The organism is Ideonella sp. WA131b (assembly GCA_023657425.1).
Lineage (GTDB): Bacteria > Pseudomonadota > Gammaproteobacteria > Burkholderiales > Burkholderiaceae_C > Rubrivivax.
Genome location: JAGTJW010000003.1, coordinates 295,164 through 316,798, shown reverse-complemented (window position 1 = coordinate 316,798; position 21,635 = coordinate 295,164). Strand labels below are relative to the sequence as shown.

Annotated in this window: 25 protein-coding genes and 1 tRNA gene; 10 read left to right on the top strand and 16 right to left on the bottom strand. The window is 69.6% G+C overall.

Annotation, left to right across the window (positions count from 1 at the left end; translation table 11 throughout):
* Window positions 1-95: 95 nt before the first annotated feature.
* A complete protein-coding gene (locus KA711_16630) occupies window positions 96-503 on the bottom strand; it encodes a heme-binding protein (protein ID MCM0610596.1) in 408 nt (135 codons plus the stop codon).
* A gap of 127 nt (window positions 504-630) precedes the next feature.
* On the opposite strand from KA711_16630, the gene KA711_16625 reads away from it, so the two are divergent.
* Window positions 631-1,326, top strand: coding sequence for a Bax inhibitor-1/YccA family protein (locus KA711_16625; protein ID MCM0610595.1), 696 nt, complete (start codon window positions 631-633; stop codon window positions 1,324-1,326).
* Window positions 1,327-1,371: 45 nt separating this feature from the next.
* On the opposite strand, the gene rlmD is transcribed toward KA711_16625, so the two are convergent.
* The 5 genes from rlmD to KA711_16600 are packed head-to-tail and all read right to left on the bottom strand — an operon-like array spanning window position 1,372 to window position 6,401.
* Window positions 1,372-2,727, bottom strand: a complete 1,356-nt coding sequence (gene rlmD, locus KA711_16620; GenBank protein MCM0610594.1) for a 23S rRNA (uracil(1939)-C(5))-methyltransferase RlmD — start codon at window positions 2,725-2,727, stop codon at window positions 1,372-1,374.
* A 4-nt stretch (window positions 2,728-2,731) separates the two neighbouring features.
* Window positions 2,732-3,640, bottom strand: a complete 909-nt coding sequence (locus KA711_16615; GenBank protein MCM0610593.1) for a peptidoglycan DD-metalloendopeptidase family protein — start codon at window positions 3,638-3,640, stop codon at window positions 2,732-2,734.
* A gap of 56 nt (window positions 3,641-3,696) precedes the next feature.
* Window positions 3,697-4,512: a protein-L-isoaspartate O-methyltransferase gene (locus KA711_16610; GenBank protein ID MCM0610592.1), complete on the bottom strand. Its 816-nt coding sequence runs from the start codon at window positions 4,510-4,512 to the stop codon at window positions 3,697-3,699.
* Complete coding sequence (surE, locus tag KA711_16605; protein ID MCM0610591.1) at window positions 4,509-5,273, bottom strand: 5'/3'-nucleotidase SurE; 765 nt, start codon at window positions 5,271-5,273, stop codon at window positions 4,509-4,511. Before surE ends, KA711_16610 begins: the two co-directional genes overlap by 4 nt.
* 9 nt (window positions 5,274-5,282) lie before the next feature.
* Window positions 5,283-6,401 (bottom strand): IS630 family transposase, encoded by a 1,119-nt coding sequence (locus KA711_16600; protein ID MCM0610590.1) that lies wholly within the window; start codon window positions 6,399-6,401, stop codon window positions 5,283-5,285.
* A gap of 343 nt (window positions 6,402-6,744) precedes the next feature.
* Between KA711_16600 and KA711_16595 the strand changes: the two genes are divergently transcribed.
* The 7 genes from KA711_16595 to KA711_16565 all read left to right on the top strand — a co-directional run bounded on the left by KA711_16595 (window position 6,745) and on the right by KA711_16565 (window position 12,422).
* Window positions 6,745-8,103, top strand: a complete 1,359-nt coding sequence (locus KA711_16595) for an integrase family protein (GenBank protein MCM0610589.1) — start codon at window positions 6,745-6,747, stop codon at window positions 8,101-8,103.
* A 106-nt stretch (window positions 8,104-8,209) separates the two neighbouring features.
* Entirely contained in the window at window positions 8,210-8,764 is a 555-nt protein-coding gene (locus tag KA711_16590) for a hypothetical protein (protein ID MCM0610588.1), read from the top strand.
* A 139-nt stretch (window positions 8,765-8,903) separates the two neighbouring features.
* Complete coding sequence (locus KA711_16585; protein MCM0610587.1) at window positions 8,904-9,152, top strand: DNA-binding protein; 249 nt, start codon at window positions 8,904-8,906, stop codon at window positions 9,150-9,152.
* A complete protein-coding gene (locus KA711_16580; protein MCM0610586.1) occupies window positions 9,149-9,502 on the top strand; it encodes a hypothetical protein in 354 nt (117 codons plus the stop codon). Before KA711_16585 ends, KA711_16580 begins: the two co-directional genes overlap by 4 nt.
* A 204-nt stretch (window positions 9,503-9,706) precedes the next feature.
* Window positions 9,707-11,692, top strand: a complete 1,986-nt coding sequence (locus KA711_16575) for an AAA family ATPase (GenBank protein MCM0610585.1) — start codon at window positions 9,707-9,709, stop codon at window positions 11,690-11,692.
* Window positions 11,693-11,800: 108 nt separating this feature from the next.
* Complete coding sequence (locus KA711_16570; GenBank protein ID MCM0610584.1) at window positions 11,801-12,205, top strand: VRR-NUC domain-containing protein; 405 nt, start codon at window positions 11,801-11,803, stop codon at window positions 12,203-12,205.
* Window positions 12,177-12,422 (top strand): hypothetical protein, encoded by a 246-nt coding sequence (locus KA711_16565; GenBank protein MCM0610583.1) that lies wholly within the window; start codon window positions 12,177-12,179, stop codon window positions 12,420-12,422. The genes KA711_16570 and KA711_16565 overlap by 29 nt, the downstream gene beginning before the upstream one ends.
* A gap of 236 nt (window positions 12,423-12,658) precedes the next feature.
* Here the strand turns inward: KA711_16565 and KA711_16560 are convergent.
* Window positions 12,659-12,734, bottom strand: a tRNA-Thr gene (locus tag KA711_16560).
* A 608-nt stretch (window positions 12,735-13,342) separates the two neighbouring features.
* Between KA711_16560 and KA711_16555 the strand changes: the two genes are divergently transcribed.
* Complete coding sequence (locus tag KA711_16555) at window positions 13,343-14,092, top strand: HesA/MoeB/ThiF family protein (protein MCM0610582.1); 750 nt, start codon at window positions 13,343-13,345, stop codon at window positions 14,090-14,092.
* Window positions 14,093-14,150: 58 nt separating this feature from the next.
* On the top strand, window positions 14,151-14,465 hold the full coding sequence (locus KA711_16550; GenBank protein MCM0610581.1) for a VanZ family protein: 315 nt from the start codon (window positions 14,151-14,153) through the stop codon (window positions 14,463-14,465).
* On the opposite strand, the gene KA711_16545 is transcribed toward KA711_16550, so the two are convergent.
* From KA711_16545 to KA711_16505, 9 genes are all read right to left on the bottom strand, one after another.
* A complete protein-coding gene (locus KA711_16545) occupies window positions 14,455-15,087 on the bottom strand; it encodes a TetR family transcriptional regulator (GenBank protein ID MCM0610580.1) in 633 nt (210 codons plus the stop codon). The two genes, KA711_16550 and KA711_16545, sit on opposite strands and share 11 nt — an antisense overlap.
* A 5-nt stretch (window positions 15,088-15,092) precedes the next feature.
* Window positions 15,093-16,172, bottom strand: a complete 1,080-nt coding sequence (locus tag KA711_16540; GenBank protein MCM0610579.1) for a 2Fe-2S iron-sulfur cluster binding domain-containing protein — start codon at window positions 16,170-16,172, stop codon at window positions 15,093-15,095.
* Between the two features lie 125 nt (window positions 16,173-16,297).
* Complete coding sequence (gene paaJ, locus KA711_16535) at window positions 16,298-16,819, bottom strand: phenylacetate-CoA oxygenase subunit PaaJ (GenBank protein ID MCM0610578.1); 522 nt, start codon at window positions 16,817-16,819, stop codon at window positions 16,298-16,300.
* Window positions 16,819-17,628, bottom strand: coding sequence for a phenylacetate-CoA oxygenase subunit PaaC (gene paaC / locus KA711_16530; GenBank protein ID MCM0610577.1), 810 nt, complete (start codon window positions 17,626-17,628; stop codon window positions 16,819-16,821). Before paaC ends, paaJ begins: the two co-directional genes overlap by 1 nt.
* Before the next feature lie 7 nt (window positions 17,629-17,635).
* Window positions 17,636-17,932, bottom strand: a complete 297-nt coding sequence (gene paaB, locus KA711_16525) for a 1,2-phenylacetyl-CoA epoxidase subunit B (GenBank protein ID MCM0610576.1) — start codon at window positions 17,930-17,932, stop codon at window positions 17,636-17,638.
* Complete coding sequence (gene paaA, locus KA711_16520) at window positions 17,929-18,930, bottom strand: 1,2-phenylacetyl-CoA epoxidase subunit A (protein ID MCM0610575.1); 1,002 nt, start codon at window positions 18,928-18,930, stop codon at window positions 17,929-17,931. Before paaA ends, paaB begins: the two co-directional genes overlap by 4 nt.
* Window positions 18,931-18,941: 11 nt before the next feature.
* On the bottom strand, window positions 18,942-20,249 hold the full coding sequence (paaF, locus tag KA711_16515) for a phenylacetate--CoA ligase (protein MCM0610574.1): 1,308 nt from the start codon (window positions 20,247-20,249) through the stop codon (window positions 18,942-18,944).
* A gap of 22 nt (window positions 20,250-20,271) precedes the next feature.
* A complete protein-coding gene (gene paaI, locus KA711_16510) occupies window positions 20,272-20,733 on the bottom strand; it encodes a hydroxyphenylacetyl-CoA thioesterase PaaI (GenBank protein ID MCM0610573.1) in 462 nt (153 codons plus the stop codon).
* A 2-nt stretch (window positions 20,734-20,735) separates the two neighbouring features.
* Complete coding sequence (locus KA711_16505) at window positions 20,736-21,521, bottom strand: 2-(1,2-epoxy-1,2-dihydrophenyl)acetyl-CoA isomerase (protein MCM0610572.1); 786 nt, start codon at window positions 21,519-21,521, stop codon at window positions 20,736-20,738.
* Between the last annotated feature and the right edge of the window lie 114 nt (window positions 21,522-21,635).

Genomic DNA, 21,635 nt, shown 5'->3' with positions numbered 1-21,635 from the left:
AGTTTCGAGCGCGCGGGGTGGGTGCAGGCAAACCGCCGGAGTATAGCCCGGCCGGCCGTCTGAAACCCTGCCGCGCAGCCCCAGCCCGGCGCTGCTCAGGCGCCCAGCGCGGCGATGCCGGCCCGCGCGATCTGCGCGTCCTCGGTGCTCTTGACGCCGCTCACGCCCATGGCGCCCACGCAGTGGCCGTCCACCAGCACCGGCACGCCGCCTTCGAGCATGCCGTCGATCAGCGGTGCGCTCAGGAAGGAGGTGCGGCCGCCGTTGATCATGTCCTCGTAGACCTTGGTCTCGCGGCGGCCCAGCGCCGCGGTGCGGGCCTTGGCCGGGGCGATGGCCGCCGAGACGGGCGCCGCGCCGTCCAGGCGCTGCAGCCACAGCAGGTGGCCGCCGGCATCGACGATGGCGATGGTCACCGCCCACTGGTTCTTCAGGGCCTCGGCCTCGGCGGCCGCGGCGATAGCCTTGACGTCGTCAAGGCCGAGCACGGGTTGTGTTTTCATGGCTGCGAAGATAACGCCCCAAAGACCATGTCGCTGCTGCGTTTAGGGGCATTTCAGCCGTGACCGCGCCACCTAGAATCGCGCGCTGGTGGCCCAGTTGGCCACTTCACTCTCGGAGGTCGACACCATGGATCAAGGCGTGCAGAACTTCCCCGGCCTGGCCGGCGGCGGTGCGCTCGCGGCGCAACGCAACCGCGTCCTGCGCAACACCTACTGGCTCCTGGCGCTGTCGATGGTGCCCACGGTGCTGGGGGCCTGGGTCGGCATGAGCATCGGCATCAACCGCATCCTCACGCCCGGAATCGGCCTGATCGTCTTCCTGGCTGGCGCCTTCGGCTTCATGTTTGCGATCGACAAGTTCAAGAACTCGGCCGCCGGCGTGCCCATCCTGCTGGGTTTCACTTTCTTCATGGGCGTGATGCTGTCGCGACTGCTGGCGGTGGTGCTCGGCATGGGCAACGGCGCCAACCTGGTGATGATGGCCTTCGCCGGCACCGGCGCCATCTTCCTGGGCATGGCCTCGCTGTCGAGCATCGTCAAGCGCGACCTGTCGAACATGGCCAAGTTCATGTTCGTGGGCGTGATCCTGGTGATCGTGGCCGGCATCGCCAACTTCTTCATCCAGAGCAGCGCGCTGATGATCACGCTGTCGGTGGCGGTGATCGGCATCTTTTCCTTCTTCATCCTGTACGACTTGAAGCGTGTGCAGGACGGCGAGGAGACAAACTACATCACCGCCACGCTGGGCGTGTACCTGAGCATCTACAACGTGTTCCAGAGCCTGCTGGCGCTGTTTGGCATCGCTGGCGGCAGCGACGACTGAGATCGCCGCGGCACGCACGACCAGGGGCTCCTCGGAGCCCCTTTTTCATGCCCGGTCGAAGACCGCAATGCTCTCGACGTGCGCCGTGTGCGGGAACATGTTCACCACCCCCGCCGCGGTGCAGCGGTAACCACCCTGGTGCACCAGCAGTCCGGCGTCGCGCGCCAGCGTGGCCGGGTTGCAGCTGACGTAGACGATGCGCCCCGGCAGCCCCGCGCCGCCCGCGGCATGCACGTCGGCCACGGCCTTGGCCAGGGCAAAGGCGCCTTCGCGCGGGGGGTCCACCAGCCAGCGCTCGGCGACGCCGTGACGCGCGAGGTCGGCCGGGCCGATCTCGAACAGGTTCTGCGCCTCGAAGCGGGTGTTCGCCGCCAGGCCTTGGGCACGAGCGTTCAGGCGGGCGTTGTCTCGCGCGCGCTGAACCAGCGCTTCGCTGCCCTCGATGCCCAGGACCTCGCGCGCCCGCGTCGCCAGCGGGAGCGTGAAGTTGCCCAGGCCGCAGAACCAATCGATCACGCGGTGGCCCGGCTCCACGCCGAGCAGCCGCACCGCCCGCTGCACCAGCGCGCGGTTGATCTGCGGGTTGACTTGCGTAAAGTCGGTCGGCTTGAAGGGCATGGTCACGCCGAACTCCGGCAGCGCGTAGGCCAGCACGGGGCCGCCTTCATCCAGCAGGTGCGCGGTATCGGGCCCGCCAGGCTGTAGCCACCACTGCACGCCGTGCGCATGGCCGAAGACGCGCAGACGCTCGGCGTCGGCCGGCGACAGCGACTCCAGGTGGCGCAGCACCAGCGCCACCACCTCGTCGCCGGCCGCGAGCTCGATCTGCGGCAGCCGGTCGCGCTGGTCCATGGTGCCGATCAGCGCGCGCAGCGGCATCAACAACGCGCTGACGGCAGGGTGGAGCACCGGGCACACCCGAATATCGGCCACGTAGCGGCTCTTGCGCTCGTGAAAGCCGATGAGCACGGTGTTCTTCTTGGCGACGAAGCGCACCGACAGCCGCGCCCGAAAGCGGTAGCCCCAGTCCGGGCCATGCAGCGGGCGCAGCAGCCGCTCGGGCTTGACCTTGGCCAGATGGTGGAGGTTGTCCTCCAGCACGCGCGCCTTCACGGCGACCTGAGCCGCCGGGTGCAGGTGCTGCATCTTGCAGCCGCCGCAGGCTCCGGCGTGCAGGCCGAAGTGGGGACAGCCGGGCTTGACGCGCTGCGCGCTTTCGCGGGCCAGCGCCGACATCGGCCCCTGCTCCCAGGCGTTCTTGCGGCGCGACACCTGCACCTGCACGCGCTCGCCGGGCAGCGCGCCCTCGATAAACACCACTTTGCCGTCGGCACGGCGCGCCACGCCCTGGGCCTCGAGGTCGAGCGACTCGACCTCCAGCCAATCGTGTCCGTCGGCCACGGGCCTAGCGCGGCGGCAGCAGCCGTGCCGGATCGACCGGCTTGCCCTGGCGACGGATCTCAAAGTGCAGCTGCACGCGCTCGGCGTCGGTATTCCCCATCTCGGCAATGCGCTGGCCGCGACGCACGATCTGGTCTTCCTTCACCAACAGCGTCTGGTTGTGCGCGTAGGCACTGAGGAACAGGTTGTTGTGCTTGACGATGACCAGGTTGCCATAGCCGCGCAGCCCCGAGCCGGCGTAAACGACCCGGCCGTCGGCGGCGGCCAGCACCGGGTCTCCGGCGCGTCCGCCGATGGCCAGGCCCTTGGTGCGGTTCTCTTCGAACGGCGTGGCCACGGGCCCGGCCGCTGGCCAGGACCAGACGATGCCATCCTCGCCTTCGTTCGTGGGCTGGGCCGTCGCTGGGGCGCCTGGCGCTGGCGGCGCAGAGCCGCTGGCGGCCGGCGCGGTTGCCGTGGCCGGCATAGTCGTGGTCGCCGACCCCGGCGCAGCCGGCAAGGGCCGTGTTTCGATCCGGCCGGCCGAGGCCACCGGCCGCGTCACGCCGCCCGCGGCCTCAGCCGCCGGGGGTACCACGCGCAGCACCTGACCCACCTCAATGAGGTTGGGGTTCTCAAGCCCGTTCCAGCGCGCGATGTCGCGATAGCCCTGTCCGGTTTCCAGACCGATGGCGTAGAGGGTGTCACCGCGCTTGACGGTGTAGTAGCCCGGCTTGCCCGCGTTCTCGGCACCCGGGGGCAGCGGCGCGGGCGCGGCCTCGACCACGGGAGGAACTGCCGGTGCCGCCGAGGCGGGCGGTCGGGGCACCACGCCGGGCAGCCGCGGCTCGGGCAGGTTGCGCACCTTGCCGCTGCGGTCTTCGACAGGGGCCCGGTGATCGGGGCTGGCACAGCCGGACAACCATGCCGCCATGACCACCAGCAGGACCGCTAAGCGTGCGGGGTTCGAAAGGAGATGGAATGGACCGCTCATGCCGTACCGGATTTTAGGGGGACGAATTGCACCGGCTCGAGCGTCTGCGAGACGAGCCCCTGGGGCGCATGGTCCACCACCACGAGTCGCTGGCCCGACGCCGACTGCACCGGCGCCACCAGCCGCCCGCCGGGCGCCAGTTGCGCCAGCCAGGGCGTGGGCAGCTGATCGCCACCCGCTGCAGCGATGATGCTGTCGTAGGGCGCACGCGGCGCGTGGCCCAGCATGCCGTCGCCGAAGACCAGCCTCAGATCGCGCTGCCGACGCAGCCCTGCCAGGTTGGCCGCGGCTTTGTCGTGCAAAGGCTCCAGACGCTCGATGCTGACCACGCTGCCGGACAGCCCGAGCAGCAAGGCAGCCTGGTAGCCGCAGCCGGTGCCGATCTCGAGCACACGGCCCAAGTGACCCTGGCGGCGCGCCGTGGCACCGTCGAACAGCAGCGCGAGCATCCAGCCCACCACCGACGGCTTGCTGATCGTCTGCCCCAGGCCGATCGGCAGGCTGGTGTCCTCGTAGGCCTGCGGCACGAGGGCGCTGTCAACGAAGCGGTGGCGCTCGACGGCGCCCAGGGCCTGAAGCACCGGCTCGCAGCACAGGCCGCCGGCTCGCAGGCGAAGCACCATGCCAGCCCGGACCGCGGCAGAGTCCAGCCCCAGTCCGCTGGGCGGGGCCTGGCGGGCCAGGTCGGCCGCAGCCTGTTGCAGTGGGCGCTGGGGGCGCAGCAAGGCATGCCCGCCAGACTGGGCCGCGGCCGCGCCAGGACTGACGCGGTCCAGCCCGAGCGGGAACCGGCGCGTCGCCGGCTTGCTCACGGGCGGGCCAGCCGGCTGACCCAGTCGGCGCGCGCCGCGTGGTCGGTGAGGTCCACCTGGAGCGGCGTGATCGAGACGCAACCCTGGGCCACGGCGTGGAAATCAGTGCCTTCGCCGGCCTCGCGCGCGTCGCCGGCCGGGCCGATCCAGTAGATCGGATCGCCGCGCGGGTTGGTCTGGCGGATCACAGGCTCGCTGGCATGTCGCCGGCCCAGGCGTGTGACGACGCGGGGCCGGGAGGCCACATCAGCGCGGTTGGGCAGGTTCACGTTCAGCAGGAAGGGCCCGTGCCGCAACGCGTCGCCGGCGATGAGCTCGTCGACGATGGCACGTGCGGCCGCAGCCGCCGCGTCGAGTTCGCGCCAGCCCTTCTCGGCCTGCGAGAAGGCGACTGCCGGTACGCCGAACAAGAAGCCCTCCATCGCAGCGGCCACGGTGCCGGAGTAGAGCGTGTCGTCACCCATGTTGGCGCCGTTGTTGATGCCCGAGAGCACAAGATCCGGCTTGTGGGAAAGCACGCCCGTGAGCGCCACGTGCACGCAGTCCGACGGAGTGCCGTTGACGACGTTGAAGCCCTGCACGCCCTCCACCTTGGCCTGGAAAATGGACAACGGCCGCGTCAGTGTGAGCGCGTTGCTGGTGCCACTGGCGTTCTGCTCGGGGGCGTAGACGTCGATGTGACCAAGGCCTTGACAGGCCCGCACGAGGGCGGCAATGCCGGGGGCGAGGTAGCCGTCGTCGTTGGCGATGAGGATGCGCATCGCCGCATTCTAGTGTAGTGTTGCGTTCTGTTTGGAACTTAAGCGCGCATTGGCCCGAATTACCTTCTGCAGGATGTCGGCGGCGCTCTTGGTCCAGATGAACGGCTTTGGTTTGGTGTTGTGATGGGCGACGTACTTTTCAATGGCAGTGATCAACTCGGGCACGCTCGTGAACACGCCACGGCGCAGCCGATTGACTGTGATGTCCCGGAAGAATCGCTCCACCATGTTCAGCCACGACGCTGAGGTCGGCGTGAAATGCATGTTGAAGCGTGGGCGCTTGGCCAGCCATTCCTGCACCGCAGGGTGCTTGTGCGTGGCGTAGTTGTCGGCGATCAAGTGCAGCGTTTTGTCCTTGGGCGTTTCACGATCGATCTTGCGCAGGAACTTCAGCCACTCTGCGTGCGTGTGACGCTGTTGGCATTGGCCAATGACGGTGCCGTCCAGCACGTTGAGCGCCGCGAACAACGTGGTTGTGCCATTGCGCTTGTAGTCGTGCGTCATCGTCTGCGCGCGCCCCTTCTTCATCGGCAGGCCCGGCTGCGTGCGGTCCAGCGCCTGTACTTGGCTCTTCTCGTCGCAGCAAAGCACCAACGCGTGCTCGGGCGGGGACATGTACAGGCCCACGATGTCTTCGAGCTTCTCGACGAACTTCGGGTCGCGGGACACCTTGAAGCCGCGCACCAAGTGCGGCTTCAGGCCGTTGGCCTGCCAGTGGCTCATCACCGTGCTCGGGCTGACCTTCAGCACTGCAGCCATCTTGCGAGTGCTCCAGTGCGTGGCAGCCACGGGCGTGCTCTGCGTGGTCAGCTCCACCAACTTGGCAACGTCCATCTTCACGGGCGGGGCGCCGCGCGGCAGGTCCTGTTCAATCCCCGGAAGGCCGGACTGCAGATAGCGCTCGCGCCAGCGAGCAACCTGCACGCGCCCTACGCCCAGTTGCTCGGCGATGTCCTTGTTCTGAAGGCCCTGTGCGGCCAGCAGGACGATCTGTGCACGCTGGGCCAGCCTGACGCTGGTGCGCTTGGAGCGCGCAAGCCTCGTCAGTTCGACCTCTTGCTCATCCGTCAACTCTATCCCTGGGGCAACTCGCAATTCTTCGCTCCATTGCAAACCGAAGTAGAGCATTGGAGGTGGAAAACTCAATTACGTTCCTTCAAGAGTCGAACACTACACTAGGCAGCACGTCCGAGACGGCCCACCCAACGACGAAGCCCGGCGCAGGCCGGGCTTTGGAGGGTGTTGGTGCCGGTGAAGAGAGTCGAACTCCCGACCTTCGCATTACGAATGCGCGAGAAATAGTGTTTGCCCGCGTTCATCGGTGTTGATAGACTCCCCTGCGGTAGCTATACAAATCAACGCTTTAGGCCAGCATCAAGGCCGCCGAGCATTGATGGCACTTCAGGGCTTCGGGGGCAAATTGCTTACATCCCTCGTTACATCAGGCCCGATGTAAGCAGACGGGGGCAGCATGGCAAAGGAACGATTGACGGCGCCGAAGGTGGCGGGGTTCACCTGCCCGCCCGACAAGGCGCAGGCGTTCAAGTGGGACGCTGCAACGCCTGGGCTAGGGCTGCGGGTGACGCCTACCGGGAAGCCCGCCTACATCTTCCAGGGCCGGTTTCAGGACAAGACACTGCGCGTGACCATCGGCAGCCCTGACGCCTGGAGCATCCCGCAGGCTCAGGAACGGGCCCGCGAACTGCAGCGCCAGATTGACGCCGGCCGGGACCCCCGCGAAGTGAAGGCCGAGACCATCGCCGCCGATGTGGCGAAGCGCACCGCCGAAGTGGCCGACGTGCTGACCGTGGCCGAGGTTTGGCCGCGCTACATGGCCGAGGGCAAGCCGAAGCGCAAAGCCGCATGGAAGCCGCGCTATGTCGCCGACCTGAAGAAGGCCGCTTCGCTGGGTGGAGAGCCGAAGAAGCGAGGCACGGGCAAGACGAAGCCCGGGCACCTGGCCGCATTGATGCCGCTGCGGCTGGCGTCGATAGACCAAGACACCATCCGCGAGTGGTATGCGAAGGAAGCCAAGACGGCGCCGATTCAGGCAGCCCGCGCCGTGGCGATGTTCTCCGGGTTCCTCGGCTGGTGCGCAACGAAGAAGGACCTTCGCGCGCTGGTGCAGAAGGACGCCGCGCGCGCCAGCGAGCTAGGCGACGTGCTGCCCGGGGTGAACAAGCGCCGCGACGCCCTGGAGATTGACCAACTGCCCGCATGGTTCGCTGGCACCGACAAGCTGCAAAGCCGCGCTGCCCGCGCCTACCTTCAGGCGCTGGTGCTGACCGGCGCCCGCCGCGAGGAAATGGCCGCGCTGCGCTGGGCTGACGTGGATTTTCAGTGGCAGAAACTGACCATCGCCGACAAGGTGGAAGCGACCCGCGTTATCCCGCTCACGCCCTACATGGCGCACCTTATCAACGGGCTGCCGCGCATCAATGAATGGGTGTTCGCCAGCGTTAGGCTGAAGAAGGGCCGCAAGGGTGAGCCGCCGCAGTGGGTGCAGGCCAGCGCATCGGGCCGCATCGCCGAACCCCGCGCGCCCCATTCCGACGTGCTGGCCGATGCTGGCATCCCGCACGTTTCGATTCACGGGCTGCGCCGCACCTTTTCGCTGCTGGGCGAGGCTGCAGGCGCACCGGCTGGCGCCATCGCGCAGGTTATGGGCCACAAGCCGAGCGCCATTGCCGAGGGCTACCGGCCCCGCTCGATTGACGCGCTGCGCCCCTACCTCGCGCAGATTGAGCGGTTCATTCACGACAAGGCGGGGATTCAATTCGACCCGGCGACCGCCGCGCCCGCTGGCCTGCGGCTGGTGACCGCCGCCTAGACTCTCGTTCCGCCCCAGCTAGGCCCGCGTCGAAAACGGGCCGAACCGCCAGCCCCCCGCTGGCCTGCTGGGGCACCTTTCGTCGGGGGTGCATCGGGGGGATGCGATGGCCGAAGAGAGCTTCACGCGCTGGCTGGAACTGCCGCAGGGGGTGCCGGTTCGCTTTGGTGACCTGCCGCGCCTGATTGCTCGCGTGCTGCACGAAGGCGAGTGGGCGCAGGTAGGCGCTGAAATTGGCCTTGAGACCGAGCTAAAGGTGCAGGTTGATTCGGGCGCCTTGACGGTTCGTGACCCGCTCACGCTGGGCCCGCAAACCTTCCCTGTAGGGCGCACCCTGCGGGCTTCCGTGCTTCTGCTCGAAGACCTGCGCCCGCTAGTCGCAGCGCGCGGCATTGGACTGCGGCTGATTGCCGACGGAGCCGCAGCGGAGTCGGCACCGGTAATCGAGACACCGGAGCAGCGCCGGTGGCGCCTCCTGGAAATGCACGATGCCGAGGTTGCGGCCGGCGGGAAGTCTGGCGCACTGGCGCGCGTCACGAAGACCGAGAAGCGAACGAGACCGACCGCCGACCGCTCGAACATCGGCAAGGACATTCGGAAGGCACGCAAAGAACGAGACGAGGAGCGCAAGGGCGGTGCGCTGATTCGGCTGCTGAAGTAGTACCCCGCGCTTACCCCGACTTCACGCTGGCGCACCTATGGCCCGCTGACGGGGTAGGCCTACCCCGCTTGACGGGGTGCGATACCCGGGAAATCTCATTTGGGCTTCAACACGCCGCAACGGCGAAGGAAGCCCAGCCATGGAAACCGCAACGCATCACAGCCCGGAAGCGAGGCAGGCCGCGACCGGCCCCGCCTTCGTTCCGCTTGACCGCGAAACCCGCCCCGCCGTCGATACGGCGACCGCCGCTTACTGGCTGAACCGCCAGCCGCAAACGCTGCGCGCGTGGGCTTGCCTAGAAAACGGCCCGTTGCGTCCCATTCGCGTACACGGCCGGCTGGCATGGCCGGTGGCCGAGCTTCGCCGCGTGCTGGGGGTGCCAGCATGAAGAAGGCCCCGAACAACTTGCCGGCTGCCGGGGCCCTGGGTGAACAACTGACGCTGATTGACCCGCCGCCATTCTGCCCCGCATGGCCGAAGCGCAACACCCTCGCCGACCGCGCGCTGAAGCTCTTTCTTGATGGCCGCGTCTTCGACCATCCCGACTTTCTGGAGGGGGCCGGGTCCTGGCGCCTCGCCGCCGTGGTGTTTCAACTGCGCGCGCTGGGCTGGCCTATCGAAACCATCGAAGTGCCGAGCCCCAGCGAAGAACACCCGGGCCGCACCATCGCCCTTTACAAGCTGCCCGCGAAGTACGCCGCCGAGGCGCTGGCACAACTGGCCGGGGTGGCGCGATGAACGGGCCCGCATGGCTGGAAGGCCTGCAGGCGCTGGCCGCGTGCCGCCCTAGTCTGCGCATCGGCACTGAGCATGCCGTGAATGTCGCGGTCGCGCGCATCGCCTTCATCGATAGGTTCCGGCGAATCCACCGGAACCTTTCCGCCGCGCTGGCCGCGTGCTGCCCCGGAACGCCCTCATGCGCGCGCGAGGCGGGGGGTGGCGATGCTGGCTAACCTCGACCGCGCCCGCGAGGCGCTGCAAGCCATCCCGCCCGACCTGCCGCGCGATGAGTGGGTGCGTGCCGGCATGGCCGCGCAGGCTGCGGGCCTGGGCTTCGATGACTTCAACGAATGGAGCGCCGGGGCCGGAAACTATGACGAACGCGCCGCCCTCGCCACCTGGCGCAGCATCAAGCCGGGCAAGGGCATAGGCGAAGGCACGCTGTACCGAATGGCCGCCGAGCATGGGGGCTACGGGAAGCGCCGCGAGCGCCCCAGCAAGGCCCCTGCGCGCCCCGTAGAGCCCGCGAAAGCGCCGCGCCCCGGGATGAGTGCCGCCGAGGTGTGGGCGCGCTGCAGGCCCGCGACTGAAGCGCATGGCTACATCGTGAAGAAGGACGGCCGGCCCGAGGGCTTGCGCGTGGTGCCAGAGGGTGACCCGCTGCGGATTCAGGGCGAGAGCGTGGCCGGCTGCCTGGTGGTGCCGGTGCTGCCGCTGGCCGGTGGCGAGCCGGTTTCGCTGGTGTTCGTACCATCGCCCGAGGTGGCCGACCGATGGAAGGCGAAGGACAAGCCTGGAAAGCTGAACCTCAAGGGCGCACCGATGGACGGGGTGTTCATCGTGGGCGAGCTGGTGCCCGGTGGCATTGCCTACGTGTGCGAAGGCATCGCTACCGCGTGGGCCTGCTGGAAGGCGACCGGCTTCGCTGCCGTGGTGGCGTTCGGCTGGAGTAACGTGCGCCGGGTTGCCGCCGAACTGCGCCAGCGTGACGCATCCGCGCGGCTGGTGCTGGTGCCCGACAAGGGCAAGGAAGAGGAAGCCGAAACCATCGCCCGCGAGGTGGGCGCCGCCGTGGCCGCGATGCCCGAGGGCGAGGCGCGGAACTTCGATGCGAATGACTACGCACTGCGCGAAGGTATCGACGCCCTGGAGGTGCTTCTATCCAGCGCCAGCGAACCGCCGAAACCTGAACCGCGCTTCAAGCTGCTGGGCCGTGATGACATCGCCGCGCTGCCGCCGCTGGCCTGGCGCGTGCGTGGCGTGCTGCCTACCGTAGGCGTGGCCGCATTGTTCGGCCCCAGCGCATCGGGAAAGTCTTTCCTTGCCTTCGACCTGGCCGCGCATATCGCCGAGGGCCGCGAGTGGTTCGCGTATCGCGTGACCGCCGCGCCTGTGGTGTATGTCGTCCTGGAAGGCGAAGCCGGGTTCAAGCTGCGCGCCGAGGCGTGGGAGCAAGCGCACGGCCGGAAGCTGCCGGCCGGCCTGCGCCTGGTGCTGCAGGGGTTCAAGCTGACGGGCGACGTGCCCGACCTCGCCGCCGCCATCCTCGCCGCCGTGGGTGCCGGTGCCGTGGTGTTCGTTGACACCCTGAACCGCGCCGCGCCGATGGCCGATGAGAACTCAAGCCGCGACATGGGCGAGATTCTGGAAGGCACGAAGGAACTGCAGCGGCTGACCGCTGGCCTGGTGGTGCTGGTGCATCACACGGGCAAGGATGCCGCCCGGGGCCTGCGCGGGCACTCAAGCCTTTTCGCTGCACTTGATGCTGCCGTCGAAGTGACCCGCGACGGCGAGCGCAAAGAGTGGAAGGTGAGCAAGGCAAAGGACGGCGCCGATGGTGACGCGCACCCGTTCCGCCTGGAGGTGGTGCAACTGCCGCAAGAGAGCGACGGCGAGCCGGTTTCATCGTGCGTGGTGCGCCGCGACATGGGGACCGCCGACGTGGCACGGGTGAAGCTGCCGCAGGGCGGGAATCAGCGCATCGTGCTCGACGCACTGCGCCCGATGTTCAAGGCATCGCCCCGGTTCGGCATGGGTGGCGCGCCAGCATCGCGCCCGTGCATCGAACTGGAGCCCGCCCTATGCGCTGCAGGGGCCGCCCTGCCCTGCGCCAGCGACCGGCGAACCGAGCGCACCAGAGAGGCGATTACGGGCCTTGTGGCGCGTGGTGTGCTGGGCTGCGGGGAGGGTTGGCTGTGGCTGACGTGACACCCCGAAATTCCCCGAATTCCCCGTTTTCGGGGGTTCCCGGGCCCGAAATTCCCCGCTCCCCCTATAGGGGGGCGGGAATCCGGGGGCGCATGTTCGGGAGTGGCAATGGCTGCTGACCTGTTCGGCCTGGAGCAAGCGCAGCCGCGCATCCTCGACCGCAAGGAAGCCGCCGCCCTGGTGGAAGTGCTGCAGGCCCTGCGCACGCATCCCGCCGTGGCCTGGTGCGAGCGGATGAACTCCGGTGCCGCCCGCATGGGTGCCCGTTTTGTGCGGTTCGGCTGGCCGGGCTGCCCCGACGTGCTGGGGCAACTGAAGGACGGCCGCCTTCTGGGGGTGGAAGTGAAGGGCCCGGCCGGGAAGCTGCGCCCCGCGCAGGCCGAATTCATCGGGCGCATACGGGCAGCCGGTGGCGTGGGCTTCGTGGCCCGCGACTGCCGCGACGTGCTGCGCGAGCTAGACGACAAGCGAAGGAAACCAAGCCATGAGCAAGGCGAACCGCGTCCGCGTTGACTACATGCCCGGCCCGGCCGCCCTGCTGGCGCTGCAGGCCGCGCAGGAACTGCACCCGAGGGACAACACCCAGGCGCTGATTGACCGCCTTGTCATCACGGGACTGTCGGCCCTGGTGCATGGGCACTGGGAACCGCCCCGACTGTTCGGCCGCGACCGTGAACACTGGCGACTGCCCGAGGCGCTGCGCAGCCCCGAGCCGGGACCGGACCGATAAACAAAGGCCCGAAACCGCGCGCAATCCGGGAACCCGTCGGCAAAGTACGGCGAAGTACCCAGCCGATTCCGGGGCAGGCGCTCGCCCCGACCACTACCCAGACCCGACCCGGCCCCGTGCTGGGTTCGTCGTTTGTGGAGCCGCGCCGACGAAAACCGCTTACATCCGCCGTTACATCGGCTGCAGAAACGACAAAGGGGTTAGCAGGCGCTTACCTGCCAACCCCCGTCGATACTTGGTGCCGGTGAAGAGAGTCGAACTCCCGACCTTCGCATTACGAATGCGCTGCTCTACCAACTGAGCTACACCGGCGAAAGCCTTCAAGTATAGGCCATCGGTCTGGCCGCACCGGGGCAGTCCCGCTAAACCACCAGGAGCGAGCCATGCTGCAGACATCGATCCGTTTCGCCACCGCCACCGCGCCCGCCACGCAGGGAGATGGCCGAGGCTGGCCGCGTGGCAGGCCGACGAGGCCTTCGACGCCGAGGCGCTGCCACCGCCGCATCTGGCACAGGTCGCCGCCACGCGCTGCGCCGTGCGCCGCGTACCGCTCAATGGTGTGACCGACTCGCTCGACGCCGCAGTCGTGGTGCGCCCGAATCCACAGGCAGCCTGGGCCGCCGGGCACCTGGTGATGATCGGCGCCACCGCGGCCGACACCATGCACGGTGTCGATACCGACACGGCCCGCCGCCGCGCACGCGAGTGCGAGCGCGGTGGCGGGCCGCTTGCCGACCTGGACGCCGTCGGCCGGTGGCGTGTGGCCACGCCGCGCGGCTGCACCACGGCCCTGCCCTTCGCCACCGCCGCGCAGCTTCCGCTGGCCGCGCTGCCCCGGCTGGCCCACCACGGCGCGCGCGGACGGGCGAGACGACAATGCGGTCCGCCCTGCCCCGCCCGCTCCCTGCCGCCCTGCCCGCATGACCGACGACCAGCTCCTGCGCTACAGCCGCCATGTGCTGCTCGACGAGATCGGCATCGAGGGCCAGCAGCGGCTGCTTGCGAGCCACGCACTGGTGGTCGGCGCCGGTGGCCTGGGCTCGCCGGTGCTGCTCTTCCTGAGCAGCGCCGGTGTCGGCCGCATCACGGTGCTCGACGGCGACACGGTGGATGCCACCAACCTGCAGCGGCAGATCGTGCACTCGCTGGCCACCTTGGGCATGCCCAAGGTGCAGTCGGCAGCCCAACGCATCGCCGCCACCAACCCCGACGTCGCGGTCGACGCACGCCCGGTGCGCGCCGATGCCGCGCTGCTGGACGAACTCGTGCCCACAGCCGACGTGGTGCTGGACTGCAGTGACAACTTCGCCACGCGCCATGTCGTCAACGCCGCTTGCGTGCGCCACGCCAGGCCGCTGGTCAGCGGCGCGGCGCTCGGCTACGACGGCCAGGTGAGCGTTTACGACGTACGTCGCCCCGGAGCGCCGTGCTACGGCTGCCTGTTCCCGCCTTCGGTGGCGCAGCCGGACGCGGCCTGCGCCACGATGGGCGTGTTCGCACCGCTGGTGGGCCTGATCGGCAGTGTGCAGGCGGCCGAAGCGCTGAAACTGCTGCTCGGCACCGGCACGCCGCTGGCAGGCCGCTTGCTGATGCTGGACGCCCGCGCCATGCGCTGGGACGAACTTGCGGTATCCCGGCTCCCCGGCTGCGAGGTCTGCCATGGATACTGAAGCTTGGCGCCGCCGGTGTTCCGGCTGGGTGCGTGCGCCAAGCGCCTGGCGGGGCACCATGCTGGCCCTGCTGGGGGTGGTGTCGTGGTTCGCGTTCGCACCGGTGCAGTTCCGCGACGGTGGCTTGCCACTGGACAAGTTGCGCCACCTGGCCGCCTTCTGCGTGCTGGCCTGGGTGGCTGTCCAGGGCTGGGGGCATGGCCGCGCGGCCGGGTGGCGCATCGGCACGGCCTTGCTGGCTTTTGGTGTGTTCATCGAGCTCGTGCAGGCCCAGGTGCCGGGGCGGCACGCCAGCCTGGCCGATGTGGCAGCCGATGCCGCCGGCATCGGGCTGGGTCTTCTGGCCGCGCGCGCCTTCAGCCTCAGGCGCTGAAGGCGCCGCCCCCAGGTTCGGGCAGCGTCAGCAGCCCGCCGATGAAGAGCTGGGTGACCAGCGGCGCAAGCGTCTCGTGGCACAAGGCGCCGTCGCCGCGCAGCCAGGTGAAGGTCCAGTTGATCATGCCGAAGAGCAGCATGGCCACCGGCTTGGCCAGCCCCGCCGGGACCAGCTCGGGCCGGATCGCCGCCACGGCGTCGGCAAAGGCCTGCACCACACGGCGCTGGCCGGCCAGCAGCACCGTGCACTCGGCCTCGGGAAGGAACTTCACATCCTCCGTCAACACGCGGTGCTCGTGCTGGGCGTTCGCGTAGGCCCGCAGAAAGCGCTCGATCAGCCGAGCCAGATGCGGCTCGGGCGCGAGCCGCTCGTGCGCAGCCTCGGCCGCGACCTCGTCGACCAGCGCCAGCAGCCGGGCCACGTGTCCCCCGGCAATGGCCGCCAGCAGCGCTGGCTTGTCGCGCACGTAGTGGTACAGCGTGGCCTTGCCGACGCCGGCGGCCTCGGCCACCTGTTGCATCGTCGTGGCGGTGTAGCCCTGGATGGCAAAGAGTCGCGCGGCGGCGGCCAGCAGCTGCTCGCGCTGCGAGTCGAAGCCCTGCGATCGCGGCCGGGCCACGGCCTTCAGCGCTCGTCGAAGCTGATGACGACGCGCTCGGTGAGCGGGTGCGCCTGGCAGGTGAGCACGAAACCGGCGGCGATGTCGCCGGGCTCGAGCGCGAAGTTGCGCGCCATGCGCACCTGGCCTTCCACGAGCTTGGCGCGGCAGGTGGCGCAGACGCCGCTCTTGCACGAGTACGGCACGTCCAGGCCGGTGCGCGCGGCGGCGTCTAGCAGATTGCCGTCCGCGGCGATGTAGCCGAACTCGCGCGTCAGGCCGTCGCGCACGAGGGTGATGCGGGCCGTGGTGCGCGCGAGCTCGGCGTCGCCGGGCCGCGGTTCGGCGGCCGTGGCGGGCTCGGCCGGCGGCACGCCGAAGCGCTCGACGTGGATGCGCGCTGGGTCGACCCCGGCGCTGCGCAACGCGGCCTCGACCTCGTCGTTCATCGCGTGCGGGCCACAGACGAAGGCCTGACCCACCGCCGCCCCGCCACCCACCAGGCGCACGATGGTCGCGAGGCGTTCGCCATCCAGCCGGCCGGCGGCCAGCGGCGCATCGACCTGCTCGCGCGAGAACACCGGGAACACGGCCAGCCGCGCGAGGTGGCGGTTCTTCAGGTCGTCGAGCTCGGCCGCGAACATCGTGCTGGCCGCCGTGCGGTTGGCGTACACCAGCGTGGCGCGATTCGTCGGCGCGGCGGCCAGGTGGGCCCTCAGGATCGACAGCATTGGCGTGATGCCGCTGCCGCCGGCCACCGCCAGCACGTGGCGCGGCGCCAGCGCCAGCGCGCGGCCGAAGGCGCCTTGCGGGGGCATGGCCTCGATCAGGTCGCCAGGCTTGAGGTGCTCGTGGAGCCAGCTGGAGAAGGCACCTCCTGCAACGCGCCGCACGCCCACGCGCAGGCCCTCGCCGGGCGCGGCGCACAGCGAGTAGCTGCGACGCAGCTCCTGCCCGCCCACCATGGCGCGCAGCGTGAGGTGCTGGCCGGGCTCGAAGCGCCAAAGGGCGGCCTCGCCGTCAGCGGGCTCGAAGCTGACGACACACGCCTCGGCCGTCTCGGGCACCACGGCGCGCACGCGCAGCAGGTGGAAAAGCAGGCTCATGGATGGACCAGCTCACTCAACTCGGCGCGCCTGGCTGGCCAAGCCACCCGCGCGGCAAGGCTCCGCCGAGCCGCCGCGGGGCGGCCCCCTCGGGGGTGGCGATCGCATGCGAGCCTGGGGGCACGTCAGATGGGTTTGAAGTGTTCGAAAGGTTCGCGGCAGGCCAGGCAGCGGTACAGCGCCTTGCAGGCCGTGCTGCCGAAGGCCGAGAGGCGTTCGACCTGGGCGCTGTCGCAGCGTGGACAAGGCACCTGGCGCGCCATCACCCGCACCGGCGTGCCGGCATCGCCGCAGCGGCCCGGCGGCGCGATGCCGGATTGGCGCAGCGCCTCGCGGCCGGCCTCGCTGATCCAGTCGGTGGTCCAGGCCGGGGCCAGCCGATGCGTCACGCGCACGGGGCCCAAGCCGGCGGCTTCGAGGGCGGTGCGGGCGCTGTCCGCGATCACCTCGGTGGCCGGGCAGCCGCTGTAGGTGGGCGTGAGAACCACTTCGGTGCCCTCGTGTCCATCGGGTCGGCAGCGCACGTCGCGCACCACGCCCAGGTCCACCAGGCTCAGCACGGGCACCTCGGGGTCCATCACCTCGCGCAGCGCGGCCCAGGCGCGGGCCTCGGCCTGCTCCAGGCTCAGCTGCTTGGCGCCGCACATCACCACACGCCACCGGGGTAGCGGCGCTGCAGGTACTGCAGCTCCGCGAGGATGAAGCCCAGGTGCTCGGAGTGCCGGCCCAAGGTGCCGGTGCTGACGAAGGGCGTGGCGGGCGGGAGCGCGGCCTGGGCCTCGGCCAGCACGGCCATCACCTCGGCCTGCCAGGGCTTGCGCAGTTCGGCGCGCGAGGGGCCCAGGCCGCTGGCCAGGGCCTCGGCGTCCACCTCGTCGGCCTCGAACAGCTCGGCGGTGTAGGGCCAGGCCCGCACCAGCGCGGCCTGCAGCCGGCGCGCGGACTCCTCGGTGCCGTCGCCCAACCGCACCACCCAATCGGCCGCGTGCTGCTGGTGGTAGCGCACCTCCTTCAGCGACTTGGCGGCGATGGCGGCCAGCGTGGCATCGGCCGAGCCCTGCAGCCGGGTGTAGAGCGCCTTCAGCCAGGTGGCGACGAGGAGATTGCGAAGCACCGTGTCGGCGAAGTCGCCGCCCGGACTGTGCGCGCTGGGCTTGCGCAGCGGCTGCTCCACCAGCGTGAGGTTCAGGAATTGGCGCTCCTCGCGCAGGAAGGCGAGCTGGTCTTCATCGAAGCCCTGGCCCTCCAGCGCCGCGGCGTGCGTGAGCAGCGCGCGCGCCTGGCCCAGGCTGTCCAGCGCCAGGTTCGACAGCGCGATGTCCTCCTCCAGCACCGGGCCGTGGCCGCACCATTCCGACAGGCGCTGCGCGTGGATCAGCGCCGTGTCGGCGATGCGCAGCAGGTAGCGCACGGGCGGCGTGAGGCGCAGCGCGAGGGAGTCGGCGGTGGCGCTCATCGTGGGTTCACAGGTGGTTCACCGAGGCCGGCAGCTCGTAGAACGTGGGGTGGCGGTACACCTTGTCTTCGGCCGGATCGAAGAGCATGTCCTTGTCGCCAGGGTCGCTGGCGAAAATGTGGGCGCTGGGAACCACCCACACGCTGCTGCCCTCTTGCCGCCGCGTGTAGACCTCGCGCGCCAGCTGCACGGCCATCGCGGCATCGGGTGCGTGCAGACTGCCGCAGTGCTTGTGCTCGAGGCCTGCCTTGGGGCGCACGAACACTTCCCACAGCGGCCATTCGGTCGTCGAAGGGCCGCTCATGCCGCCTCCTTCCCTGCCGCACGCCTGCGCGCGTGGGCCAGCGCAGCGTCTCGCACCCAGGCCCCGTCGTCCCAGGCGTCCACGCGCGCGGCCAGCCGCTCGGTGTTGCAGGGGCCGTGGCCGCCCACCACGCGCCAGAACTCGCTCCAGTCGATGGCACCGAAGTCGTGGTGGCCACGCTCGGCGTTCCACTTCAGCGCCGGATCGGGCAGCGTCACGCCCAGCACGGCCGCCTGCTCGACGCAGGCGTCGACAAACTTCTGCCGCAGCTCGTCGTTGCTCAGGCGCTTGATGCCCCAGCGCGCGCTCTGCGCGCCGTGCACGCTCTGGCCATCGGGCGGGCCGAACATCATCAGGCTCGGCCACCACCAGCGGTTCACCGCGTCCTGCACCATCGCGCGCTGGGCGTCCGTGCCCTTGCTCATCATCACCAGCAGGCTGTCGAAGCCCTGGCGCTGGTGGAAGCTCTCCTCGCGGCAGATGCGCACCATCGCGCGTGCGTAGGGCGCATAGCTGCAGCGCGTGAGCGGCACCTGGTTCATGATGGCCGCGCCGTCCACCAGCCAGCCGATCACGCCGATGTCGGCCCAGGAGAGCGTGGGATAGTTGAAGATGCTGCTGTACTTGGCACGGCCGCTGTGCAGCGCGTCGAACATCTGATCGCGGCTGGTGCCCAGCGTCTCGGCGGCGGCGTAAAGATAGAGGCCGTGGCCGCCCTCGTCCTGGATCTTGGCGAGAAGAATTGCCTTGCGCTTGAGGGTGGGCGCGCGCGTGACCCAGTTGCCCTCGGGCAGCATACCCACAATCTCGGAGTGCGCGTGCTGGCTGATCTGCCGCAGCAGCGTCTTGCGGTAGTGCTCGGGCATCCAGTCCTTGGCCTCGATGAAGCCGCCGTCGTCGATGCGGGCCTCGAAGCGCCGCTCGAGCTCGGCCTCTTCCAGGCTGCGCACGGCGCGGCGTTCTTCCTTCGGGGCGGTGTCCATCGCTTGGGTGTACATCGCAGTTCCTTCTAGCGGGGGCGTTTGTCGACCACGCGGCGGGCCTTGCCGACCAGCGTGCGTTCAATCGAATCCGGCAGCCCCACGTCGACGGTGGTGGACACGCCGATCAGCGTCTTGATGCGCTGCTGCAGCTCGTGCGCAATCGGCGCGGGGGCGGCGTGGCGGTGCTCGGGTGCGAGCTCGCAGCGCACCGTCACCTCGTCGAGCAGCGCCTCGCGCGTGACGACCAGCTGGTACTGCCCCGAGAGCTGACCCTGCTGCAGCACCAGCTCCTCGATCTGCGTCGGGAACAGGTTGACGCCGCGGATGATGAGCATGTCGTCGCTGCGGCCGACGATCTTGCCCATGCGCCGCATGCTGCGCGCGGTGGGCGGCAACAGGCGCGTGAGGTCGCGCGTGCGGTAGCGGATGACGGGCAGCGCTTCCTTGGTGAGCGTGGTGAAAACGAGCTCGCCTTCAGATCCCTCAGGCAGCACCTCACCCGTCTCGGGATCGATGATCTCCGGGTAGAAATGGTCTTCCCAGATCACCGGCCCGTCCTTCGCCTCGATGCATTCGTTGGCCACACCCGGGCCCATCACTTCGCTCAGGCCGTAGATGTCGAGGGCGTCGATATCGGCCGACTGCTCGATGTCGCGGCGCATCGCCTCGGTCCAGGGCTCGGCGCCGAAGATGCCCACGCTCACGCTCATGTGGCGCGGGTCTTTGCCCTGGCGGCGGAACTCCTCGCAGATCACTTGCATGTAGCTCGGCGTGACCATGATGATGTCGGGGCGGAAGTCCTCGATCAGCGCCACCTGCTTTTCGGTCTGGCCACCGCTCATCGGGATGACGGTGCAGCCCATGCGTTCGGCACCGTAGTGCGCGCCCAGGCCGCCGGTGAAGAGGCCGTAGCCATAGGCGATGTGGACGATGTCGCCCGGCCGCCCGCCGCTGGCGCGGATGCTGCGCGCCACGAGGTGCGCCCAGGTGTCGATGTCGTTCTGGGTGTAGCCCACCACCGTGGGCTTGCCGGTGGTGCCGCTGCTGGCGTGGACGCGCACGACCTGCTCGCGCGGCACGGCGAACATCCCGAACGGGTAGTTGGCGCGCAGGTCGGCCTTGCTGGTGAACGGGAACTTCGCCAGGTCCGACGGCGTCTGGCAGTCCGACGGGTGCACACCCTTGGCGTCGAAGGCCCGCCGGTAGTGGGGCACGTGGTCGTAGGCGTGCTGCAGCGTCCAGCGCAGGCGCTGCAGCTGCAGGGCCTGCAGCTCGTCGGCGCTGGCGGTCTCGATGGGCTCGAGCTCGCCGGGCTTGGGGGCCTTCACGGGCATCGTCGGTCTCCTTCGCCGGTGCTCAGGTGCGGGCTGCGGGCTGCTTGCCCATGGGCAGGCCCTCGACCAGCGGTCGCCCCTTCATGGTGTAGCTGCGGCCACGGAAGGCGGCCACGCGCTCGTCGCGCTGGTTGCGCACTTCGATGTCATACACGCCGGTGCGGCCGCTCTTGGCCACCTCGGTGGCCACGGCGGTGAGCACGTCGCCCCGGCGCGCCGCGGCGATCAGGTTGACGTCAAAGCCCGAGGCCACGGTCATCTCGTTGTAGCCGTTGCAGGCGAAGGCGAAGCAGCTGTCGGCCAGCAGCGTGACGAAGCCGCCGTGGCAGATGTCGTGGCCGTTGAGCATGTCCTCGCGCACCGTCATCCGCAGCGTGGCGGTGCCGGGGCCGACGGCCAGGATGGCCATGCCCAGGCCGCGGCTGGCGCGGTCGTTCTCCCACATCGCGTCCCGACAGGCTTCGGCAATCGCTTGGGCGTCCATGCTCAGCGGTCCTTGAAGCTGGGGCTGCGCTTGGCGAAGAACGCCGCCACGCCTTCGGCGAAGTCGGGCGCGCGGCCGAGTTCGCCCTGGGCCTGCGCCTCCCAGGACAGCGCCTGCGCCAGGTCGGCCGGCGCCGAAGCGTCGACGAGCCGGCGCGTCTCGGCCAGCGCGCGCGAGGGCATGGCCGCCAGCCGTGCGGCCAGTGCCTGCACCGCAGCGGGGAACTCGGCGTCGTCCACGCACTGCCAGATCAGACCCATGCGCCCGGCGGCTTCGGCCGGCAGCTTGTCGCCCGTCATCGCCAGACCCAGGGCGCGGGCGCGACCGACCAGGCGCGGCAGCAGCCAGGTGCCGCCGCAGTCGGGCACGAGGCCGATCTTGCTGAAGGCCTGGATGAAGCTGGCACTGCGCGCGGCCACCACGATGTCGCAGCACAGCGCCAGATTGGCGCCCGCGCCCGCCGCCACGCCATTGACGGCTGCCAGCACTGGCACCGGCATCGAGCGGATGCGCAGCGCCAGAGGCTTGTAGAAGCGCTCCACCACCGCGCCGACGTCGACGCCTTCGCCGCGCATCGCGGGGTCGGCCAGGTCCTGCCCGGCGCAGAAGCCGCGGCCGGCGCCGGTGATCACCACCACGCGCACGGCGGGGTCGGCGGCCGCGGCGTTCAGCGCCGGAAGCAGCAGGCCGTGCATCTCCGCCGTGAAGGCGTTCAGCGCCGACGGCCGGTTGAGCGTGACCGTGCACACCGGCCCGGCGGTGGCAACGAGCAGCGGCGGTTCGGACATGGCGGCGCAGGCTCCAGGAAGCGAGGACCGAATTATTCGACCGTTCGGTCGAATAATTCAATCCGGGGACTTTCCCGCCCCACAATCCACGCCGCCCTGCCCGCCCCGATGACC

What these genes read in the sequence shown, in the direction of transcription:
- KA711_16550 (MCM0610581.1), top strand. Translation starts at nt 14,151, where the DNA reads ATGCTGGCCCTGCTGGGGGTGGTGTCGTGGTTCGCGTTCGCACCGGTG.
- KA711_16505 (MCM0610572.1), bottom strand. Translation starts at nt 21,521, where the DNA reads ATGTCCGAACCGCCGCTGCTCGTTGCCACCGCCGGGCCGGTGTGCACG.
- KA711_16615 (MCM0610593.1), bottom strand. Translation starts at nt 3,640, where the DNA reads ATGGCGGCATGGTTGTCCGGCTGTGCCAGCCCCGATCACCGGGCCCCT.
- paaI (MCM0610573.1), bottom strand. Translation starts at nt 20,733, where the DNA reads ATGGACGCCCAAGCGATTGCCGAAGCCTGTCGGGACGCGATGTGGGAG.
- paaC (MCM0610577.1), bottom strand. Translation starts at nt 17,628, where the DNA reads ATGAGCGCCACCGCCGACTCCCTCGCGCTGCGCCTCACGCCGCCCGTG.
- KA711_16570 (MCM0610584.1), top strand. Translation starts at nt 11,801, where the DNA reads ATGGCTGCTGACCTGTTCGGCCTGGAGCAAGCGCAGCCGCGCATCCTC.
- KA711_16540 (MCM0610579.1), bottom strand. Translation starts at nt 16,172, where the DNA reads ATGAGCCTGCTTTTCCACCTGCTGCGCGTGCGCGCCGTGGTGCCCGAG.
- KA711_16575 (MCM0610585.1), top strand. Translation starts at nt 9,707, where the DNA reads ATGCTGGCTAACCTCGACCGCGCCCGCGAGGCGCTGCAAGCCATCCCG.
- KA711_16580 (MCM0610586.1), top strand. Translation starts at nt 9,149, where the DNA reads ATGAAGAAGGCCCCGAACAACTTGCCGGCTGCCGGGGCCCTGGGTGAA.
- KA711_16595 (MCM0610589.1), top strand. Translation starts at nt 6,745, where the DNA reads ATGGCAAAGGAACGATTGACGGCGCCGAAGGTGGCGGGGTTCACCTGC.
- KA711_16555 (MCM0610582.1), top strand. Translation starts at nt 13,343, where the DNA reads ATGACCGACGACCAGCTCCTGCGCTACAGCCGCCATGTGCTGCTCGAC.
- KA711_16625 (MCM0610595.1), top strand. Translation starts at nt 631, where the DNA reads ATGGATCAAGGCGTGCAGAACTTCCCCGGCCTGGCCGGCGGCGGTGCG.
- paaJ (MCM0610578.1), bottom strand. Translation starts at nt 16,819, where the DNA reads ATGTGCGGCGCCAAGCAGCTGAGCCTGGAGCAGGCCGAGGCCCGCGCC.
- paaA (MCM0610575.1), bottom strand. Translation starts at nt 18,930, where the DNA reads ATGTACACCCAAGCGATGGACACCGCCCCGAAGGAAGAACGCCGCGCC.
- paaB (MCM0610576.1), bottom strand. Translation starts at nt 17,932, where the DNA reads ATGAGCGGCCCTTCGACGACCGAATGGCCGCTGTGGGAAGTGTTCGTG.
- KA711_16630 (MCM0610596.1), bottom strand. Translation starts at nt 503, where the DNA reads ATGAAAACACAACCCGTGCTCGGCCTTGACGACGTCAAGGCTATCGCC.
- KA711_16600 (MCM0610590.1), bottom strand. Translation starts at nt 6,401, where the DNA reads ATGCTCTACTTCGGTTTGCAATGGAGCGAAGAATTGCGAGTTGCCCCA.
- KA711_16565 (MCM0610583.1), top strand. Translation starts at nt 12,177, where the DNA reads ATGAGCAAGGCGAACCGCGTCCGCGTTGACTACATGCCCGGCCCGGCC.
- KA711_16590 (MCM0610588.1), top strand. Translation starts at nt 8,210, where the DNA reads ATGGCCGAAGAGAGCTTCACGCGCTGGCTGGAACTGCCGCAGGGGGTG.
- paaF (MCM0610574.1), bottom strand. Translation starts at nt 20,249, where the DNA reads ATGCCCGTGAAGGCCCCCAAGCCCGGCGAGCTCGAGCCCATCGAGACC.
- surE (MCM0610591.1), bottom strand. Translation starts at nt 5,273, where the DNA reads ATGCGCATCCTCATCGCCAACGACGACGGCTACCTCGCCCCCGGCATT.
- KA711_16585 (MCM0610587.1), top strand. Translation starts at nt 8,904, where the DNA reads ATGGAAACCGCAACGCATCACAGCCCGGAAGCGAGGCAGGCCGCGACC.